A 20891-nucleotide genomic window follows, 5' to 3' on the forward strand; every position below is an offset into this window, starting at 1 on the left:
ATTATACGTCTAAGAAATCCAGAATACCTTCTGCTGCCTGTCGACCTTCCCACACCGCAGTAACAACCAGATCAGATCCACGTACCATATCACCACCGGCAAAAATCTTTGGGTTAGTTGTTTGGTACTTAATGGCTGCTTCAGCCGGTGCCACAACACGGCCGCCGTCATCAATCGAAATATTAAATTTCTCAAACCATGGTGCCGGGCTTGGACGGAAGCCAAACGCAATAACAACGGCATCAGCAGGAATAATTTCTTCACTACCAGGCACGGGTTCAGGACGACGACGACCACGTTCATCAGCTTCGCCTAAAGCAGTTGTAACAACTTTTACGCCTTCTACTTTACCATTACCCACAATTTCTACCGGCTGACGATTCCATAAAAACTGAACGCCTTCTTCACGTGCATTGTTTACTTCTCGGCGTGAACCCGGCATATTTTCTTCGTCACGACGGTAGGCACAAGTCACACTGGCAGCATCTTGACGGATAGAGGTACGGTTACAGTCCATCGCTGTATCACCACCACCTAATACAACCACACGTTTGCCTTCCATTGATACATAGTCATCGGAAGGAAGACCTAACAGGTGCTTATTGTTCGCGACTAAGAAAGGCAGTGCTTCGTAAACGCCGGGCAAGTCTTCCCCTGGAAAACCGCCTTTCATGTAGGTATATGTTCCCATTCCCAGGAATACGGCATCGTATTCATCAATTAAGGATTGAAAATCAACATCTTTACCGACTTCTGTGTTTAAGCGGAATTCAACGCCCATGCCTTCGAGTACTTCACGGCGACGCTTCACAACTTGCTTTTCCAACTTAAACTCTGGAATACCAAAGGTCAGCAAACCACCGATTTCTGGGTAACGGTCAAACACAACGGGTTTGACACCATTACGTACCAGTACGTCAGCAGCCCCCAAACCAGCTGGGCCAGCACCGATGACGGCAACACGCTTACCAGTATCTGTCACATTAGACATATCTGGACGCCAGCCTTGCTCAAGCGCAGTATCGGTGATGTATTTTTCTACAGAACCGATAGTCACCGCACCAAAACCATCATTTAATGTACATGCACCTTCGCACAGACGGTCTTGCGGACATACCCTGCCGCAGATCTCCGGCAAGGTGTTAGTCGCATGAGATAGCTCAGCAGCTTCTTCTAAATTGCCTTCACTAACCAATTTCAACCAGTTAGGAATATAGTTGTGAACAGGACATTTCCATTCACAGTAAGGATTACCACACTCTAAACAGCGGTCTGCTTGTTCTGCTGAAGAATCGGAGTCAAAACTGCCATAAATTTCGCCAAATTGTTTGATCCGAACGTCAGCATCAAGCTTCTTTGGGTCAAAACGCCCCACATCTAAAAACTGAAATGTATTTTTTGCCATAATTATTATCTTAGTCTCTGGACTTATGCCGCTTTAGTAGCAAGTTTTAACAAGCCATCGATTGCTGCTGCTTTAGGTTTGACTAACCAGAATTCTTTAATGCGTTGTTCAAACGCATCCAGCAATTGATGTCCCCACACACTACCCGTTTCACGGACATGATCTTCAATCATACCTTTGAGATAGAGTGATAACTCTGACATTTCAGGGCTGTCGATTCTAACTAGCTCGACCAGTTCTTTGTTATAACGCTCAGCAAACGTATTATCACTATCTAATACAAATGCGAGACCACCTGTCATACCAGCACCAAAGTTCAGTCCTGTTTCGCCTAATACAGCGACAACACCGCCAGTCATGTACTCACAACCATGGTCACCAACACCTTCTACTATGGCCGTGGCACCTGAGTTACGAACAGCAAAACGCTCACCAGCACGACCCGCAGCATACAGCGCTCCACCTGTTGCACCATAGAGACATGTGTTACCAATGATGCTGGCTTCCTGTGTTTCAAACTCACTTTCAGGCGAAGGATAAATGACAATCTTACCGTCAGCCATACCTTTACCAACGTAGTCATTGGCGTCACCTTCCAGATACATTTCAAGACCACCGGCGTTGAATACACCGAAGCTTTGACCTGCAGAACCGGTCAATTTCAGACGGATAGGTTTATCAGCCATACCATAGTTACCATAAAGCTTGGCAATTTCACCCGATAAGCGCGCACCAATAGAACGGTTAACATTGCGAACCTGGTAGCTAAACTCACCACCTGTTTTATTAACAATGGTTTCTTTAATATCCGCCACCATTTGTTCAGCCAGTTCACCTTTATCATAAGGTTCATTTTTAGGCTCTAGACAGAACTGCGGTTTGTCAGCCGGTACACCTGCAGATGACAACAACGGCGCTAGATTCAGGCTATGTTGTTTGCTTGTCTCACCTGGCAATAACTCCAGTAAATCTGTACGACCAATTAAGTCCTGCAGACTTACTACACCTAATTTAGCTAACCACTCTTGTGTTTCACGAGCAACAAACTGGAAGTAGTTCATTACCATTTGTGGCAAGCCAATAAAGTGCTGTGTACGCAGCTTCTCATTTTGTGTTGCAACACCCGTTGCACAGTTATTCAAGTGACAAATACGTAAGTATTTACAACCCAGCGCCACCATTGGTCCTGTACCAAAGCCAAAGCTTTCAGCACCTAAAATCGCCGCTTTAATCACATCAAGACCGGTTTTCAGACCACCGTCTGTTTGCAAACGGACTTTGTCACGAAGGTCATTAGCACGCAATGTCTGATGTGCTTCACTCAGACCTAATTCCCAAGGTCCACCAGCATATTTCACTGAGGTCAGCGGGCTTGCACCAGTACCACCGTCATAACCAGAAATAGTAATCAAGTCAGCATAAGCTTTGGCCACACCAGCAGCGACTGTACCCACACCCGCCTGTGATACAAGCTTCACAGAGACCAGCGCATCTGGATTGACTTGTTTTAAGTCAAAAATCAATTGAGCAAGATCTTCAATTGAATAAATATCATGATGCGGTGGCGGTGAAATCAATGTCACACCCGGCACTGAGTGACGTAATGTGGCAATCATTTGATTAACTTTGCCACCAGGCAACTGTCCACCTTCACCTGGTTTAGCCCCTTGCGCTACTTTGATCTGCAGCACTTCTGCATTAACCAGGTAGTGAGGCGTTACGCCAAAGCGACCTGAAGCAATCTGTTTGATTTTTGAAACGCGTTCATTACCAAAACGATCCGGATCTTCACCACCTTCACCAGAATTTGAACGGCCACCCAGTCTGTTCATTGCCACAGCAAGGGCTTCATGCGCTTCTGGAGATAATGCACCCAATGACATACCCGCACTATCAAATCGTTTCAGGATATTGCTGATATCTTCAACCTGATTTAATTCAAGTGGCTTATCAGCCAGTTTGACCTTCATTAAGTCGCGTAACACCATTGGTGACCGATCATTAACCAGTTCGGCATAGGCTTTATAATCATCGTAGTTACCACCTTGAACCGCTTTCTGTAAGGTCGCAATAACGTCTGGATTGTAGGCGTGATACTCACCACCATGAATAAACTTGAGCAAACCACCCTGACCACGCTTTTTACGTTGATTCCAAGCCAGTTTTGACAGTTTTTCATCATCTGATTGAAGGTCAGCGAAAGTCGAACCACTGACGCGACTAGTGGTGGCTGTAAAGCATTTATCAACGATACTATCGTTTAAACCAACCACTTCAAACAACTGGGCGCCACGATAACTTGCAATCGTGGAAATACCCATTTTTGAGGTAATTTTAAATAAGCCTTTATTGATACCTTTACGGTAACGGCGACACAATTCTGCACGATCCAAGTCTCTAATTTCATTGGTATGAATCATGTCGTTCAGGCAAGCGTAGGCAAGATATGGATAAATCGCCGTCGCACCATAACCTAATAAGGTACCGAAATGATGTGGATCACGTGCTGTTGCCGTTTCTACAATGACATTAGCGTCACAACGTAAACCAGCTTGAATCAGACGCTGATGCACTGCACCCGTTGCTAATAAAGCATGAATTGGCAATTTATCTTTGGCAATATCACGATCACTGAGCACAATCACCACTGTACCGTCAGCAACAGCTTTAATCGCTTTATCACAAAGCGCATCTATAGCGGCTTCAAGACCGACAGCAGGATCATAGTTCAAGGATAAAATGATTGACTCGTATTCAGCATTGTCTTTACCCATTGCCAATAACTGGCGGAACTGGCTCTCAGACAATACCGGTGAATCAACCACAACACGCTGTGCATGGTCTTCACCTTCTTCAAACATATTGCGTTCTTCACCGAAACACGTTTCCAGTGACATCACAATATTTTCGCGAAGTGGATCAATCGGCGGATTGGTAACTTGCGCGAACTGTTGGCGGAAGTAGTCATAAACCGAACGGACTTGTTTGGATAAAACAGGGAACGGGGTATCGTCGCCCATTGAACCAATCGCTTCCTGGCCGACTTCACCTAAAACGCGGATGACCTGATCGCGCTCTTCAAACGTGATATTGAATAACTTTTCATAAACCTGATATTCATCACCTTCAAGTGTTGGACCAGTTTCATCATCAGCCGCATCAGACAATCTTTGCAGATTATTTTCTAACCATTCACGGTATGGCTGAGCAGTTTTCAGCATGTTATCGATGTCTTCCGGCATCAATAACTCACCTGTTTGTGTATCAACAGCCAGCATTTGCCCAGGCTTCAAACGGCCTTTAGCAATAACATCTTCTGGTTCATATTTGTAAACACCGACTTCAGAAGCCAATGTGATATGACGATCTTTAGTGATGATGTAACGCGCTGGACGCAGGCCATTTCTATCCAAGGTACAGGCGGCATAACGACCGTCAGTAGTTACTACACCAGCAGGACCATCCCATGGCTCCATGTGCATAGAGTTGTAGTCATAAAATGCTTTTAAATCAGCATCCATGGTTGGATCATTTTGCCATGCAGGTGGAATGATCAAACGCATCGCACGAAATAGACTCACACCGCCCGCTAATAAAGCTTCCAGCATATTATCCATACTGGATGAATCTGAGCCTGAAGTGCCAACTAATGGACGAATGTCATCCATATTTTCAATCAGAGAAGTGGCAAACTTGGCACCACGTGCCAGAGCCCAGTTACGGTTACCCTGAACCGTGTTGATTTCACCATTGTGAGCAAGGTAACGGAAAGGTTGAGCAAGTCGCCATTGCGGCCAGGTATTGGTTGAAAAACGTTGATGGAAAACAGCCACGGATGTTTCCATGCGTTTGTCATTCAAATCTTTATAAAATACCGGCAGGTACGACGGCATCACCAGACCTTTGTACGAGACAACATGCGAAGACAAAGTCGGGATATAGAAGTCGCTGTCATCGGTCACGGCTTTTTCAGCAAGACGACGAGCAATGTAGAGTTGACGCTCAAAATCAGCTTCAGACATGCCTTCGCCAGCATTTACAAAAACCTGACGCATCACCGGCAGTGACGTCAATGCTTGTTGGCCACAGGCTGATTCAGGATCTACTGGCACATCTCGCCAGCCAAGAACCTCTAATCCCTGCTTAGCTAAGTTCTGAGCAACAGCTTTTTGCGCAAATTCCGCTTTCGCTTCATCTTGCGAAAGAAAAACCATACCCACTGCATATAAAGCAGATAAGTTATAGCCGAGCTCTTCTGCAATGGCTTTGAAAAAGCTATCTGGCTTCTTCAGCAGTAAACCACAGCCATCCCCCGTTTTTCCGTCAGCACCAATAGCGCCGCGATGGGTAAGATTGCCTAAGGCTTCAATTGCTGTTTCGATTAACCAATGACTAGCTTTATCGTCCATCTGGGCGATTAGGCCAAAACCACAGTTATCACGTTCAAATTGCGGTCTATAGAGACCTTGATTCATTTCTGTTGGCTGACTCACGTCACGTACCTTCATATTAGTTAGCGCCGTCACTGCTCACCCGTCGGATAGCCCGGCGGTATTCGGAAATCATCTTCGAGGAGCGTTGACCAAATACGGCAGAAAGGATCATCTATTATAACGATGGATACCTTGCCATTCAATTATTACGATACCTTCCTTGGCAAAATATGAGCGTTAAATTTTCCTATTTTCAATAAAATAGCTAAAATGCACTGTTTTTGACGAGAACAACGGAACGATCATGGACAAACCCTTAATCGGTGTCGTCATGGGCAGCAACAGTGACTGGCCCGTTATGCAAAAAGCAGTTGAGCAACTAGAAGCATTTGGCATCAGCTATGAAGCCAAAGTTGTTTCGGCTCATCGCACGCCAGACTTATTGACGGAATACGCAGAAACGGCCCAACAGCGGGGACTCGCTTGCATTATAGCAGGTGCAGGTGGCGCAGCGCACTTACCTGGTATGCTTGCCGCTAGTACTATCGTTCCTGTTTTAGGTGTTCCAGTCCCATCCAAGTATCTTAAAGGTCAAGACTCACTGTTATCGATTGTACAGATGCCTAAAGGCGTTCCCGTCGCCACATTTGCGATTGGTGAAGCTGGCGCAGCTAATGCGGCATTGTTTGCTATCGCCCAACTCGCCGTGAATGATGCTCATCTGGCAGCGAAACTGGATGCGTTTCGCAAAAAACAACACCAAACCGTTGTTGAGATGACCCTACCTCCCCAATAGTACATGGATAAATAAAGCCTGTTGATTATTTTTTAATCAATCTCAAGCGCTAATTACCGATAATCAAATACAACGCTTATTTTCGACTCGCTAACATTAAAATGAGGTCAATGATGAATACACAGATTTTACCCGGTTCAACATTAGGTATGCTGGGTGGAGGTCAACTTGGCCGCATGTTTACCTCTGCTGCTCAAATCATGGGGTATAAGGTTGTGGTTCTCGATCCTGATCCACAAAGTCCAGCTGGTGTTATTGCTGATCAGCATATCTGTGCTGCTTACGATGATGAAAAAGCATTAGATGATATGGCAAAGCTGTGTGCTGCCATCACTACTGAGTTTGAGAACATTCCTGCGCAGACATTAGCTTTTCTTGAGCAAAAAACTATTGTTCATCCATCATCCAAAGCCTTGGCTTCAACACAAAACCGTAATGTTGAGAAAAACTTCATCGCCTCTCTCGGCATTCAAACAGCGCCTTTTTTCGCCATCCGTCAGCAACAAGATATCGCAGAAGCTGAAAAAGTCATTGGTTTTCCAGCTATCCTCAAAGTAGCGACCTTTGGTTACGATGGCAAAGGCCAAATCCCTTGCAAAACGATTGAAGATGTTTATGCCGGATTTGAAGCATTAGGTGAAAAAGAGTGTGTTTTAGAACAACGAATTGATTTGGATAAAGAAATCTCTGTGGTTCTGGCCAGAAGTCAAACCGGCACCATTATTAATTTTCCAGTTGCAGAAAATGTCCATGTGAATGGTATTTTGCATACAACCACAGTCCCCACCTCCGTCGCTGCTGAACAAGCGCAAAAGGCCATTCAAATGGCTAATGATATTGCTAAAGGACTAGGTTACGTAGGCACGATGGCTGTAGAGTTTTTTGTCAGTCAATCAGGCGAAATCATTGCTAATGAAATAGCGCCCCGCCCTCATAATTCAGGGCATTACACACTTGATGCCTGCCACACATCACAATTTGAACAGCAAGTTCGTATGTTATGCGGCTTACCTGCCGGAGATTGTGACCTGATAACCCCGGTCGTTATGGTGAACTTATTAGGTGATGTATGGGGTAACAGTCAGCCTCACTGGGAAACCTTACTATCAGAAACAAATATCAAACTGCATTTATATGGTAAACAAGAAGCACGACCTGGTCGCAAAATGGGACACTTCAATGTTCTGGCTGAAACCGTTGATCAAGCGATGCAGCAAGCCGACACTTGTTTTGAAAATTTAAAAGCAGATTGATTTGACGACTAAACATAATCATATTTCCATCAGTTACTGTACACAGTGCCGCTGGTTACTGAGAGCCAGCTGGATGGCACAAGAACTGTTGACAACATTTGATGATGAAATCACTTCACTGACGTTGATTCCGGCAACAGGTGGTCTTTTCGAAGTGCGAGCGAATGATGAACTACTATGGTCGCGAAAAGAACAAGGCCGCTTTCCTGAGATTACAGAGTTAAAGCAACTGGTGCGTGATATCATCGCTCCTGATAGGTCTTTGGGTCATAGTGATAAGAAACCAAGCTCTGATATTCAATCTTAAGACGAGGTGAAGACTATGCGTGCAGATAACACCTTTATGCACCTACTTCTTAAAGCGGGCATTTCCATGCTGCTCACGCTTTTTTTGCTGGGCTGTGATAGTACAAATACAACAGCTCCACACTCACCCAAACAAAACGAAGCAACAGAATTAAGTAGTAAAAATATTAATGAATACGCCAATGAAATGGCCAACAGCTACATAAGCATTCAAGAACAACTACTTAAACACTATCAGCAAGCAAAACAGTCCAACAATACTTATGACTTTATTCAGTACCGTAACCATAAATGGACACCTGAATATATGTCAATGAAGATAAGATACAGTCGCGATTTTGAACACAATAAAGCGTTTTTAGAAAAACAGCCAAGTGCCCCTTTGTTTGCTATCTATGAGAACCTGATTTACATCGGTCTGGATCTGAAAAATGGTCTGCTGGAAAATGACGAGGCCCGCCAACAGAAAGCCTTAGAAGAAGCCGAAAAAGCCAAACAACTAGTGATTAGCATCCAGCAACAACTTAAATAAGTTATCACCGGATGAGTGATTTAGCTTTCAACTTTCTCTGAATAATCACAGTCTTTCTGTGGACAGACTTTCTCTGTACCACGACTTTTAGTCGTTTTTAGTGTCAGAATCGGCCAGCTACATTTCGGGCAAGGTTCTTTCAGTGGCTCATTCCATAAAGCGTAGTCGCAATCAGGATACTCTGAACAAGAGTAAAAGACTTTTCCTCGACGTGATTTACGCGTCAGAATCTCGCCTTTATGGCATTGTGGGCATTCAACACCAGTGTTGGCCGGCTGTTCCAATGATTCGATATGTTTACACTTAGGATAGCTGGAGCAACCAATGAATTTCCCATAACGTCCAGTTCGTATCCATAAATCAGAGTCACATTTTGGACATTTCCTGCCCTCAACCACCTCAGGTTCATTATTAGTGGTTTCTTCACCATCAATATTACGGGTGTAATCACACTCTGGGTAACCAGTACAGCCAATAAAACGCCCACTCCGGCCAAGACGGCTGGAGAGTTTTTTACCGCATTTAGGACAGTCTTCATCTAGCAGTTCTTGTGTCACATCACTGCGTTGAACTTCTTTATCCTTGGTTTCGACTTGTTCTTTAAACGGTCCCCAGAACTTTCTCAGTAATGGCACCCATTCTTCTTCGCCTCTGGCCACCGCATCAAGTTCATCTTCCAACTCAGCGGTAAAGTTATAGTCGACATACTTAGTAAAGTGATCGACAAGAAACTTACCCACCACACGACCCACGTCAGTCGGATGAAAACGTTTATTGATAATTTCAACGTATTCACGCTGAACAAGTGTAGAAATAATGCTCGCGTATGTTGATGGTCGGCCAATATCGTGCTCTTCCAGACTTCTGACCAGGCTGGCTTCACTATATCTGGGTGGTGGTTCAGTAAAGTGCTGCTCAGGTCTGATCGCTTTTAATTCAACAACTTGGCCGACTTCCATCGGAGGCAGCAGTTTTTCGTCTTTGTCGCTGGCGGCAGAATCATCTTTATCTTCCAGATACACACTCATAAAGCCTGGATTGACTACCGTCGAACCATTTGCACGGAAAGTATTACCTTTACCACAAGCCAAATCGACAGCAACCGTATTCAGGGTTGCATGAATCATTTGACTCGCCATAGTACGTTGCCAGACAAGTGTATAAAGCTTTAACTGATCGGCAGAAAGATAAGCTTTCATATCTTCTGGCGTTCTAAGCACAGAAGTCGGACGTATCGCTTCATGCGCCTCTTGCGCGTTTTTTGATTTCGTTTTGTATTCTTGTGGTTTTGCAGGAACCATTTTCTGGCCGTATTTTTCTGCAATGAATCCACGTATTTCATCTAAAGCTTCTTGAGCCAAGGTGACAGAGTCAGTACGCATATAGGTGATTAAACCAACCGCGCCCTCTCCGGTATCTACACCCTCGTATAACTGTTGAGCAATGCTCATAGTACGCTGGGCACCAAAACCTAGTTTGCGTGATGCTTCTTGCTGTAATGTGGATGTGGTAAACGGTGCTGCAGGGTTACGTTTGCGTTGTTTTTTCTCAACATTGGAAACCAGCAACTTACCTTGTGCGGCTTTATCTAATGCCTTTACAACCTTTGCCGATTGCTTTTCATCCGTCACACTAAACTGACTGAGTTTCTCACCTTCGAAATAGGTCAGCTTGGCCTGGAAATCGTTTTTATCAGCACTCGCATCAGCTTCGATGCTCCAATACTCTTTCGCAACAAAAGCTTCTATTTCAAGCTCACGCTCAACGATCATTCTCAACGCTGGACTTTGTACCCTTCCTGCAGAAAGTCCGCGTCGAACCTTTTTCCAAAGCAGTGGAGACAGGGTAAAACCAACCAGATAATCCAAGGCGCGTCTGGCCTGCTGTGCATTAACAAGCGACATGGATAATTCACGAGGGTGGGCAACGGCGTCATTTACCGCTTGTTTGGTAATTTCGTGGAAAACGACACGGTGTGTCTCTTTGTCTTTCAGAGCGCCGCGCTTTTTCAATAACTCATACAGATGCCAGGAAATGGCTTCCCCTTCTCTATCAGGGTCAGTCGCGAGATAAAGGGCATCAGCTTTTTTCATCGCTTTTACAATCGCATCGACATGCTTGCTGTTACGGTCGATAACTTGGTATTTCATCTCAAAATCTTTGGCAGTATCAACCGCCCCTTCTTTTGGTAATAAATCACGCACATGACCATAAGAAGCTAAGACTTCGACATCTTTACCGAGATATTTTTTGATTGTTTTCGCCTTGGCTGGCGACTCAACGATGACTAGTTTTTTTCCCATTTTCCCCGATACCAAAAACCTACGCACATATAAACAAAGCCCGTTGAGACGGGCAATGTTGAAGTTTCTTATTCTATTTTTAGTCTAGTGAACGATGGCTTCCATGTCTTCAAAGACCAAGTCTTCCATCCAGGCAAAAGCGACTTCCCTTCCAGGCTGATAAAACAACACCATCAGCACAACCCACTTAAGCTGATCAAGGTCAATCTCTTCTGTATCCAGCGCCATCACTCGTTCGAGCACGATCTCCCGAGTTTCGACGTCTAAAACGCCCACTTGTTCCAGAAACAATAAATAACCTCGGCACTCCACATCCAACCGTTCCAGCTCATTGTCACTGAACACGCGCATTGTGGCGTGCCGTTTGAGAGGTTGATCAGCGGCCACGGTCATATTATCTAACCATTCCAGCGCTTTATGAATTTCTAATTCCTGAAAACCAACCTGCTCTAATTCAAGCTCTAACACTTCATTATCAGGTTTATTTCGTTCTTCCGTATCGATGTAGGTTTCAAATAGATATAACAACACATCAATGACATTTTCTTTCATCTGACTCTCTTTAATAAGCCTGGTTCAGGAACCCGTCCGAACATAACGGCTGCCGGGCAATGACTCAACCACGCCCTCTAGCTCAAGTAATAACAGCATGGATGAAACAGCATCAGCCGTCAATCCAGTATTTTCTATCAGGCTGTCTATGGCAACTGGGTCAAATCCAAGATGATTAAGCAACACTTGGTAGTCACCGTCTTTTTCATGTGTGGATTCTGTTTTGTCTTTAGTGTCTTCATGTTGAGTCTTGATTCCTGCCAGCGCACCCAACTCTTCAATAATATCCTGCGCCGTCTCTACCAGCTTTGCCCCATCCCGGATCAACTGATGACAGCCTCTGGATAAAGGGTTATGAATCGAACCGGGAATAGCAAAAACCTCGCGTGACTGCTCCATTGCCATTCTGGCTGTGATTAGAGAACCACTTTTTAATGCGGCCTCAACCACCAGGGTTCCTAGCGATAATCCACTGATGATTCGGTTTCTTCTCGGGAATAGCTCTGGTCGTGGTGAAGTACCTAACGGAAACTCTGACACCATCGCACCGTTTTCTACAATATCGTAGGCTAGTTGACGATGCTGGGCAGGATAAACACGATCAAGACCTGTAGCAACAACCGCTATTGTTTTCCCCTTGCTCAGGGCGCCCTTATGTGCGGCAGCGTCGATCCCCATTGCAAGCCCACTCGTCACCACTAAACCGCCCTCAGCCAGGTAGTGAGCAAAGTCATACGCCGTATTTCTGCCTGACGGCGATGGGTTTCGGCTGCCCACAATCGCAAGCTGCCAGTCGTTTAATAATGAAACATCACCTTGAACATAGAGTAAACAAGGTGGATCGGTAATTTCTTTGAGCAAACTTGGATAGCGTTCATCTTCAATGGTCAGAATGTAACGGTTATCTTGTTCCAACCAGAGCAAATCTTGCTCAACTTGTTGCCAGTCGGGATGGCGTAACTTCTCTACCAGTTCATCATTGAAGCCAGTTATTTGGCCTGGGTTATTTAATATGTATTGCGGATTGCCATACTGTTGCAACAGTTTTTGATATGTTACCGGGCCAATCCCTGGCACTCGCTGTAGAGCAATCCAACAAGCTAATTCACTGTGCTTGTTAGCTATCATTCCGCTGAATAAGTCCTTTTATTGGGCGCTTTTCACTTTGTCATACACATGCATAGCACGGGTGGCTTTCATAACAATGGCATAACTGACTTTGTCGTATAGTTTGAATACCATAGCTTCACCAGCATGTTCATCAGGTAATGTCACCGTGTCCTTGCGATCAACTGACACTGAATCTTTTAACGTTTCCCCAGCTTGATAGACGGATAAAACATTTCCTGTTTGCAAGCCATCGCGCTTGCCTAAACTTAGAACAACTATCTGATATTGCCCTATTTGAGAAACACCATCAAAAACAGAAATGATACGTCCATCTAACGGCTTATCAGGGGCACGAGGAATGAAATTAAGATCAAAGTCGTCATCTTCGACTTTTAATAAGCGATCACCAATTTGAATTTCTCTGTTTGTGTAGGTCAAGCTGACTTTGGCCGGATCCCCCTGAGTCATTGTTTCAGCATCCCCCAGATAGATTGCTTCGTATCCTAATACTTCGCCAGTGTCAGGATCTTTATATGCTTTGCCACCCTTGAAAAGACTATATGTATTACTATCCGAGTCTGTGATACCCCTTACGTAAACATAATCGCCCGCGCCTGAGATAAGACGTTCATCGGCACTGGCAACAACATAAGGTGCATCATTGAGTACTTCATCGCCCACTACGCGAGGTTTGGATAAAAATGGGCCAATTGCCGATAGCGGAATAGTCAGGATGGGTTTATCTAAAATCGTTTCTCGAACCTCAGGCGACAGCTTCACACTACGCTTACCACGATTAATCTCAATGACCGGTTTGCCATCACGATAACTGAGAGATAATTCATCACCAGGATAGATCAGGTGGGGATTTTCAATTTGCGGATTCACATACCAAATATCAGGCCAGTGCCACGGATATTTTAAGAACATGCCTGAAATATCCCATAAGGTATCGCCTTTTTTAACCGTATATCGTTGTGGATGGTCTGGATTAAGCTCCACTTCTTTGGCCAGCAGAGGGTTACTCAGCAAAACAAAAATTAAACTAATCGCTATGCGCTTTATCATCGAACCATCCTCATGGACCTTAATCTTGCCCCAATCCTGTAATGGGCAACTTTAAATAGTGTGTTATATGCGGTATGACTAATCAAGTATTGCTACCAGCGTCAAACTTAATCATTTTTAGACAACAAGTAAACTCCGGCAAGTAATTTGAGACTCAGCGCTGAAACTAGTCATTGAGTCTAACTGTCGCATTCAGCACAAGGATACCGGGAAAAAACTCAAAAAAATGTTAACAGGCTCGGTTTATGACGCCATAGCTGGTTTGCTTAGGTTTTGATTCACCGTCACCAATGACTAATCGGGATCAAGCAAAATTCATTATATTTTCAATAAGGCGCTGGCAGACTACAATATAAGGTTTGTAAAAGCAGTAAATCATCCTGACAGGTATTACTCATGGCCATTTTAAATATTCTCCATTTCCCCGATCCACGGCTGCGCAAAAAAGCTGAGCCCATAGAGGAAGTGACTGATGACATCCGTCAACTTGCCGACGACATGCTAGAAACGATGTATGATGCGCCAGGAATAGGTCTTGCCGCCAATCAGGTGAATGTACAAAAACGCCTGATAGTTATCGATATTTCTGAAGACAAATCAGAACCACTCATCCTTATCAACCCAGAAATACTTGATAAGCAAGGTGAACGAGAATATGAAGAAGGCTGCTTATCCGTGCCAGAGGCCTATGAAACCGTTGTGCGTGCTGACACAGTAACCATAAAAGCAGTGAACCGAGATGGTGAACCTTTTGAATTTTCTGCCGAAGGACTTCTGGCGACCTGTGTTCAACACGAAATTGATCACCTCGATGGTAAATTATTTGTTGATTATCTGAGTAACCTAAAACGCGAACGCATAAAAAAACGCTTAGAAAAACACCAAAAACAAAAACTATAAGGATCTTGGATGCGCATTATTTTCGCCGGTACTCCGGCTTTCGCCGCAGAAACACTGAAAGCTTTAATCAATACCGAGCATGAAATTTGCGCCGTTTATACCCAGCCTGATCGCCCCGCAGGTCGTGGACGTAAATTAACAGCCAGTCCTGTTAAACAACTCGCTCTCGAACATAATATTCCGGTAGAGCAGCCTGTTAACTTCAAAACCGATGACGCGATACAGACCCTAGCCGGCTACCAGGCGGATCTGATGATCGTTGTTGCTTATGGTTTATTGTTACCTCAAGTCGTTCTGGATACGCCCAAGCTTGGCTGCATCAATGTGCATGCCTCTCTACTTCCCCGCTGGCGTGGCGCAGCGCCTATCCAACGAGCTATCTTGGCCGGCGACAAAGAATCCGGTGTCTGCATCATGCAAATGGAAGCCGGCCTTGATACCGGCCCCGTTCTTTCTGAAGCGCGTTGTCCAATTACCGAAGAAGATACTGCCCAGGTACTTCATGATCGTCTCGCAATATTGGGCGCCACAACCTTAGTTGAAACTCTCAAGGATATTGAGCAACGCCAACGCAATGCCAAACCACAAAATGACGATCTGACAAGCTATGCCAGCAAATTAGATAAAAAAGAAGCCGATATTGACTGGCAACTTTCAGCTCAAGATATTCTTCGTAAAATCAATGCCTTTAACCCCTGGCCTGTAGCGCAGACGATCTGGCACGATGCCATTTTTCGTATATGGCGAGCACAATTAGTGAAAGAAGAAACACGGCAACCAGCAGGTCAAATTATTAAGGTCGATAAAGTCGGGATTGATGTTGCCACCGGCGACGGTGTTATTCGCATCACTGAGCTACAGTTACCCGGTAAACGTGCGATGTCTGTGCAGGATTTCCTTAATGCAAACACCATGAAAGTTGGCGATCATTTTGGCTAAGCCTAACCCCACTAAAGGTGCCCGAACGAATGCTGCACTCATTTTGAATGAAGTAGTCGTTCAGCAACGTTCTCTCAATACGGCCTTAGCTCAGTATTTGCCTCATGTTGATGAAAAAGATCGTGGTTTTTGTCAACAGCTTTGCTATAGCAGTTTGCGTCATTACCCGACTCTGCAATTTATCGTCCACCAGCTGATAAAAAAACCCTTTAAAGCTAAAGACAAAGATATTGAGCAACTATTAATACTCGGTATTTTACAGTTACGTTTTTTAAATACACCGGATCATGCCGCTATTTCTGAAACAGTGGATGCCAGTAAAAAACTGAAAAAAGTCTGGGCGGGTGGTTTATTAAATGCCTGCCTGAGAAACTATCTAAGACAACAAGAACAGATCGAACAGAAGCTGTTGGCAAATGACCCAGCTAATTACGGGCATCCAAGCTGGTTACTCTCACAATACCAGCAAGACTGGCCTGAAAGCTGGCAAGATATTACCAACGCTAATAATAAACAGCCCCCGATGATGCTCCGGGTTAATCAGCAAAAAGTTTCACGTGAAGCATATCTTCAGCAGTTACAGTCTGAACAGATTGCTGCCTCAATTATTGAAGCCACCGACCAGGGTATCTTGCTGGACCAACCTTGCGATGTATATAAACTACCGGGATTTGAAGAAGGTTGGGTTTCTGTGCAAGACGGCTCAGCCCAACTAGCCACAACGATTCTGGATATAAAGCCAGGACAGCGCGTGTTAGATGCCTGTGCTGCGCCCGGCGGTAAGACATGCCATATTCTTGAAACCTCTCCTGAAAATGACGTCACAGCTATCGATATATCATCTGATCGCTTACTGCAAATTCAACAAAATACGGATCGGCTTGGTTTACACGCCACATTAGTTGCTGCCGATGCCGCAGACACCAACCATTGGTCGAACGGACAAGCGTTTGACCGCATCCTTATCGATGCACCCTGCACGGGTAGTGGTGTCATTCGCCGCCATCCGGACATAAAACTACTACGTCATCCAGAAGATATCGATACTTTGGCCAGTAAACAACAGGCTTTATTAGATAATTTGTGGCCACTGCTGAAAGCCGATGGTTTAATGGTTTACACTACCTGCTCTGCCTTTAAAAAAGAAAATGAGCAGCAAATTGAAGCGTTTCTACAACGACATCCAGATGCTGAAGAAGTCAAACTCTCTTCGACACCAGCGACAGCTAGGCCTTTCGGCTACCAGAGACTGCCTGGTGATGATGTTATGGACGGTTTTTATTATGCCTGCCTTCGCCGTAAGTAAGCGTCTATTCCTGTCTCTTTTCTTATGGTTGTTTATTCAAACATCAGCCAATGCCACTGTTTTTAGCGTCAATAACCCGGTTGTTCATCCCATTGGTAATGCCTATGTGCTGACGGCTCAAATTAATTACCCATTAACACCACGAGTGATTGAAGCCCTGCAAAATGGCGTACCCATTACCTTTTTGCAAGAGTTTCGGCTAATTGATGCTATGCCAATATTGGGCAGCTTCTGGCAATGGGAAACCACCTTATGGGAGAGCACTCTGAGCTATGAGCTTCGTTACCACGCATTATCAGAGCAATATATTGTGGAGTCACTCGATACTCATGAACAACAAAACTTCCCTAGTTTGAGTGGTGCTCTAAAAGCCTTGGGCGATATTAATGCGCTCTCGCTGCCACCAGAATATACCGAAGATACGGAAAATCTGATTCTGGAAATTCGCAGTGGATTGGATCTCAATGCCTTACCAACTCCAATGCGTCCTGGAGCCTTAATCTCTGACAAATGGCAACTCACCAGTCCATGGGTTCAAGCAGTATGGCTATAAGTCTTATCAAGCGACTTAGCTCAGGTACAGCACCATACTTCTCTCTCGCATTTTTACTGCTTGTTCTCGCCTATTTGCTAAGCGCGGCTACTCAAGATAGTTCACGGCTGAATGACCTCTTTCTGGTTATCTTTGGTATTGGTGTTGCCTGTCTATTATTACTGGTGGGCATTCTTGCTCGCAGCCTCTTTCGTTTATATCGCGACTTTAAAAAACATGAGGCGGGATCGCGGCTTACCGTCCGACTGGTCAGCCTGTTTGTTTTATTGATTTTAGTTGCCACATCGATTGTTTACGGCTTTTCGATTCACTTCCTGCATCGTGGTATTAACAGCTGGTTTGATGTCAAAGTAGAACAAGCACTGAATGATTCACTGGAGTTAAGCCGTACCGCTTTTGGTATCCGCATGCGAACCCTGCTACGCCAAACAAGGATGATGGCTGGTGTTCTTAGTGAACTACCCGATAGCGAGCTATCACACAGCTTACGGGATTTAACGCAATTGAGTGGCGCACTGGAGCTTAGTATCTGGGCAAGAGATGGACAACCGATTGCGTCGAGTATTGAAAGTCCAACTATTATGGTACCGAACAGACCTAACGATACCATCATGCATCAGCTGCTTCAGGGTGAAGATTATATCGGCATGGACCCCTCAGAAAATGACAAGCTCCAACTGCGGGCCGCTGTCAGAATTCCACAAAAGTCTGTCTTAGCCGAAGAACGAATTCTCAATGTGTTGTTTCCGATCAATGATCATTTAAGTGAGCTCGGTAAAACCGTGCAAGATGCTTACTCTGATTACAAAGAGTTAAGTTATCTCAGAAAACCTTTAATTACCGTGTTTACACTGACCTTAAGCCTGATTGTGTTTTTAACCATTCTGGTGTCTATCTGGTTTGCTATCTGGATATCCCGACGTATCGTCGAGCCGCTACAAGAACTAGCGCAAGGTACACAAGCGGTGGCTTCCGGTAACTACAATATGCAACTGACGGCCTCAGGCCACGATGAAATTGGCTTCCTGGTTCGCTCGTTTAACCAGATGACACAAAGGCTAACCCATGCCCGCAATGCGTCACAGCGTAGTCATCGCTTATTGGAACAACAAACAAGTTACCTAACTACCGTCCTTGGCAGCTTATCCAGTGGCGTGGTCACCGTGGATAAACGCCTTTATCTGCATACAGCCAATAATGCCAGCAGCAAAATTCTCGGTGTTAAGCTCCAGCAACGTCTGGAAAGCCCTTTATCCAAGCTGGCTGAAATTAACAAAAACATGAAAACGTTCTGCGAAATGATCGAACGTTGCGCTGTCAAAGGTATTGCCTGGGAACAACAGGTAGAACTACAAAAACAAAACGGCAACCAAACCTTAATTTGCCATGGTACTGAATTACCCAATAATAGTGGCTGGGTTATCGTCTTTGAAGACATCACTACACTGCTACAAGCCCAGCGTAATGCCGCTTGGGGGGAAGTGGCACGGCGTCTGGCTCACGAAATAAAAAATCCTTTAACACCGATTCAGCTGTCAGCGGAACGTCTGCAACGAAAATACGCAGCGATTGTGCCCGAGGAGCAGGTCGAAGTGGTCGATAAACTCACCAATACCATCATTCAACAAGTTGAAGCGATGAAAGAAATGGTGAATGAATTCTCCGAGTATGCGCGCACGCCGGCATTACAATTACAGTCCTATGATATCGGTCAACTGATTCGAGAAGTGCTCACCATGTATCAGAGTAATCCGAATCATCAGTTCACGCTGTTAAACAGTCCGGAAAGTGTGGCGGTCAAAATTGATGTCAATCGTTTTCGGCAAGTCATGCATAATTTATTGAAAAACGCTATCGAAGCTTGTGAGGACGCTCAACTTCCTGTCGATATCGTTATCAGTTACCATCCACTTACTCACCAACAACGTCGTTGGCTTGAAATTTCTGTTCGGGATTACGGTCCTGGCATCCCCTTTTCTATTATTGATAAATTATTCGAACCCTACGCCACGACGAAACATAAAGGCACCGGGCTTGGCTTAGCTATCGTTAAAAAAATGATCGAAGAACATGGTGGTGATGTCTGGGCGGAAAATCTGGATCCAGAAGGAACGAGTATAATTATAAGATTGCCATTGGAGGAGTCTCCGTCGTGAGTAATGACAAACCCCTGATTCTTGTTGTTGATGATGAGCCGGATATTCGCGAGCTAATCAAAGACATTCTGGAAGACGAAAACTATGAAGTCAGAATTGCTGCTGATGGGCAGGAAGCACAACAAATTTTTAACGAACAACAGCCTGATCTGATTCTGCTCGATATCTGGATGCCGGATATCGATGGTATTAGCTTGTTAAAAGAATTCAAACAACAAAATAAAAATGTCACTATCGTGATGATGTCCGGCCATGGCACGATAGAAACCGCCGTAGAAGCAACGCGGCTGGGCGCCAGTGATTTCATTGAGAAACCGCTGTCGACGGCCAAACTTCTGCGCGGTGTTGAGCAAGCCCTCGAAAATAGAGCAAAACAAGCCAGCATACAAAAAGAACTGGCACAGATTCCTGTGGGTAAAAGTCAGCAGATAAAATTATTGCGTGAACAAGTTGAACGCGTTGCGAAACATGAAATGCCTATTCTGCTGGTAGGTGAGCCTGGGGTGGGTAAACATTGTTTTTCGCATTATTTACATAGCCTGGGTCAATTCTCAGGCGGTAAATTTATTGAATTAAGCCCAGAAAGCTTTCCATTAGATAGCCTGAAGATTACCTCATTAGCTAAAAATAACTGTTTGTATATCCATGACTTGGCCTTGCTGAGTGATGAAGCTCAGGCACTGTTATTACACCTGTTGGAGAGTCATAAATTACAGCAGTGTCAGCTGATTTGCGCTACACAATACTCCTTACAAAAAGCCGTCGATAACGGTGACTTTCTGGAGAGCCTGTTGTATCAACTCAATAGCATCACTCTGGTAGTACCACCACTTCGTGATCATATTGAAGATATTCCAGAGCTTGTTCATCACTTTGTTGACGTACAAACCACCCGCTCAGGCCTACCATACCGTCGTTTCACTGTTGCCGCACAAAACCGCCTCAGGAACCATGAATGGTCTGGCAATATTCTTGAATTGAAAAATGTCATCCAACGCTTATTAGTACTGGGGAATGGTGAAGATATTGATGTCGCAGATGTCGATCTTGCACTCGCCTCAGAAGCTGAAGCTATCGAAAATGGTGATGAAACTATTAACTTTGAATTACCTCTGCGTGAAGCCAGAGAACAATTCGAGCGCATTTACCTTTTACGTAAATTACAAGAAACAGACGGCAATGTAGGTAAAGCGGCTAAACTGGCTGGCATGGAAAGAACACATCTTTATCGAAAGCTTCGCTCTCTTGGTATAGACACCAAACAGATTTAGGAATCGAC

At 44.7% G+C, this 20891-nt stretch carries 16 protein-coding genes; 10 read left to right on the forward strand and 6 right to left on the reverse strand.

Annotated features, from left to right (window positions below; all coding sequences use genetic code 11):
* Nucleotide 1 precedes the first annotated feature (1 nt).
* Together AC13DA_RS02695 and gltB are read right to left on the reverse strand one after the other, a co-directional pair.
* Nucleotides 2-1405: an FAD-dependent oxidoreductase gene (locus tag AC13DA_RS02695; protein WP_007144180.1), complete on the reverse strand. Its 1404-nt coding sequence runs from the start codon at nucleotides 1403-1405 to the stop codon at nucleotides 2-4.
* Between the two features lie 23 nt (nucleotides 1406-1428).
* Nucleotides 1429-5913: a glutamate synthase large subunit gene (gltB, locus tag AC13DA_RS02700; RefSeq protein WP_284451417.1), complete on the reverse strand. Its 4485-nt coding sequence runs from the start codon at nucleotides 5911-5913 to the stop codon at nucleotides 1429-1431.
* A gap of 229 nt (nucleotides 5914-6142) precedes the next feature.
* Between gltB and purE the strand changes: the two genes are divergently transcribed.
* The 4 genes from purE (at nucleotide 6143) to AC13DA_RS02720 (ending at nucleotide 8725) form a co-directional block, all read left to right on the forward strand.
* Nucleotides 6143-6634 carry a 5-(carboxyamino)imidazole ribonucleotide mutase gene (gene purE, locus AC13DA_RS02705; protein WP_007144183.1) on the forward strand — a complete coding sequence of 164 codons (492 nt, stop codon included), beginning with the start codon at nucleotides 6143-6145 and terminating at the stop codon, nucleotides 6632-6634.
* A gap of 113 nt (nucleotides 6635-6747) precedes the next feature.
* A complete protein-coding gene (locus tag AC13DA_RS02710) occupies nucleotides 6748-7887 on the forward strand; it encodes a 5-(carboxyamino)imidazole ribonucleotide synthase (RefSeq protein WP_284451416.1) in 1140 nt (379 codons plus the stop codon).
* Between the two features lies 1 nt (nucleotide 7888).
* Complete coding sequence (locus tag AC13DA_RS02715) at nucleotides 7889-8194, forward strand: Rdx family protein (RefSeq protein ID WP_284451415.1); 306 nt, start codon at nucleotides 7889-7891, stop codon at nucleotides 8192-8194.
* A 15-nt stretch (nucleotides 8195-8209) separates the two neighbouring features.
* Entirely contained in the window at nucleotides 8210-8725 is a 516-nt protein-coding gene (locus AC13DA_RS02720; RefSeq protein ID WP_284451414.1) for a hypothetical protein, read from the forward strand.
* A gap of 20 nt (nucleotides 8726-8745) precedes the next feature.
* Here AC13DA_RS02720 and topA read toward each other — a convergent pair whose 3' ends face one another.
* The 4 genes from topA to AC13DA_RS02740 form a co-directional block, all read right to left on the reverse strand.
* A complete protein-coding gene (topA, locus tag AC13DA_RS02725; protein ID WP_284451413.1) occupies nucleotides 8746-11028 on the reverse strand; it encodes a type I DNA topoisomerase in 2283 nt (760 codons plus the stop codon).
* Between the two features lie 84 nt (nucleotides 11029-11112).
* Complete coding sequence (locus AC13DA_RS02730; RefSeq protein WP_007144188.1) at nucleotides 11113-11580, reverse strand: Smg family protein; 468 nt, start codon at nucleotides 11578-11580, stop codon at nucleotides 11113-11115.
* Nucleotides 11581-11604: 24 nt separating this feature from the next.
* Nucleotides 11605-12708 (reverse strand): DNA-processing protein DprA, encoded by a 1104-nt coding sequence (gene dprA / locus AC13DA_RS02735; RefSeq protein ID WP_273179290.1) that lies wholly within the window; start codon nucleotides 12706-12708, stop codon nucleotides 11605-11607.
* A gap of 18 nt (nucleotides 12709-12726) precedes the next feature.
* On the reverse strand, nucleotides 12727-13758 hold the full coding sequence (locus AC13DA_RS02740; RefSeq protein WP_273179288.1) for a LysM peptidoglycan-binding domain-containing protein: 1032 nt from the start codon (nucleotides 13756-13758) through the stop codon (nucleotides 12727-12729).
* A 396-nt stretch (nucleotides 13759-14154) separates the two neighbouring features.
* On the opposite strand from AC13DA_RS02740, the gene def reads away from it, so the two are divergent.
* The 6 genes from def to AC13DA_RS02770 are packed head-to-tail and all read left to right on the forward strand — an operon-like array spanning nucleotide 14155 to nucleotide 20883.
* Complete coding sequence (gene def, locus AC13DA_RS02745) at nucleotides 14155-14658, forward strand: peptide deformylase (protein WP_007144191.1); 504 nt, start codon at nucleotides 14155-14157, stop codon at nucleotides 14656-14658.
* A 9-nt stretch (nucleotides 14659-14667) separates the two neighbouring features.
* On the forward strand, nucleotides 14668-15597 hold the full coding sequence (gene fmt / locus AC13DA_RS02750; RefSeq protein WP_284451412.1) for a methionyl-tRNA formyltransferase: 930 nt from the start codon (nucleotides 14668-14670) through the stop codon (nucleotides 15595-15597).
* On the forward strand, nucleotides 15590-16903 hold the full coding sequence (gene rsmB / locus AC13DA_RS02755; protein WP_284451411.1) for a 16S rRNA (cytosine(967)-C(5))-methyltransferase RsmB: 1314 nt from the start codon (nucleotides 15590-15592) through the stop codon (nucleotides 16901-16903). The genes fmt and rsmB overlap by 8 nt, the downstream gene beginning before the upstream one ends.
* Complete coding sequence (locus AC13DA_RS02760) at nucleotides 16881-17456, forward strand: DUF4390 domain-containing protein (RefSeq protein WP_237701185.1); 576 nt, start codon at nucleotides 16881-16883, stop codon at nucleotides 17454-17456. The genes rsmB and AC13DA_RS02760 overlap by 23 nt, the downstream gene beginning before the upstream one ends.
* Complete coding sequence (locus AC13DA_RS02765) at nucleotides 17447-19612, forward strand: sensor histidine kinase (protein WP_040576319.1); 2166 nt, start codon at nucleotides 17447-17449, stop codon at nucleotides 19610-19612. Before AC13DA_RS02760 ends, AC13DA_RS02765 begins: the two co-directional genes overlap by 10 nt.
* Nucleotides 19609-20883 carry a sigma-54-dependent transcriptional regulator gene (locus tag AC13DA_RS02770; protein ID WP_284451410.1) on the forward strand — a complete coding sequence of 425 codons (1275 nt, stop codon included), beginning with the start codon at nucleotides 19609-19611 and terminating at the stop codon, nucleotides 20881-20883. The genes AC13DA_RS02765 and AC13DA_RS02770 overlap by 4 nt, the downstream gene beginning before the upstream one ends.
* Nucleotides 20884-20891: the final 8 nt, after the last annotated feature.

The sequence above is a fragment of the Methylophaga sp. F-2 genome (assembly GCF_056859315.1).

Coding starts and splice junctions, on each gene's coding strand:
- fmt (WP_284451412.1), top strand. CDS start 14,668: ATGCGCATTATTTTCGCCGGTACTCCGGCTTTCGCCGCAGAAACACTG.
- AC13DA_RS02695 (WP_007144180.1), bottom strand. CDS start 1,405: ATGGCAAAAAATACATTTCAGTTTTTAGATGTGGGGCGTTTTGACCCA.
- AC13DA_RS02720 (WP_284451414.1), top strand. CDS start 8,210: ATGCGTGCAGATAACACCTTTATGCACCTACTTCTTAAAGCGGGCATT.
- gltB (WP_284451417.1), bottom strand. CDS start 5,913: ATGAAGGTACGTGACGTGAGTCAGCCAACAGAAATGAATCAAGGTCTC.
- AC13DA_RS02730 (WP_007144188.1), bottom strand. CDS start 11,580: ATGAAAGAAAATGTCATTGATGTGTTGTTATATCTATTTGAAACCTAC.
- AC13DA_RS02765 (WP_040576319.1), top strand. CDS start 17,447: ATGGCTATAAGTCTTATCAAGCGACTTAGCTCAGGTACAGCACCATAC.
- purE (WP_007144183.1), top strand. CDS start 6,143: ATGGACAAACCCTTAATCGGTGTCGTCATGGGCAGCAACAGTGACTGG.
- def (WP_007144191.1), top strand. CDS start 14,155: ATGGCCATTTTAAATATTCTCCATTTCCCCGATCCACGGCTGCGCAAA.
- dprA (WP_273179290.1), bottom strand. CDS start 12,708: ATGATAGCTAACAAGCACAGTGAATTAGCTTGTTGGATTGCTCTACAG.
- AC13DA_RS02760 (WP_237701185.1), top strand. CDS start 16,881: ATGCCTGCCTTCGCCGTAAGTAAGCGTCTATTCCTGTCTCTTTTCTTA.
- AC13DA_RS02740 (WP_273179288.1), bottom strand. CDS start 13,758: ATGATAAAGCGCATAGCGATTAGTTTAATTTTTGTTTTGCTGAGTAAC.
- topA (WP_284451413.1), bottom strand. CDS start 11,028: ATGGGAAAAAAACTAGTCATCGTTGAGTCGCCAGCCAAGGCGAAAACA.
- AC13DA_RS02710 (WP_284451416.1), top strand. CDS start 6,748: ATGAATACACAGATTTTACCCGGTTCAACATTAGGTATGCTGGGTGGA.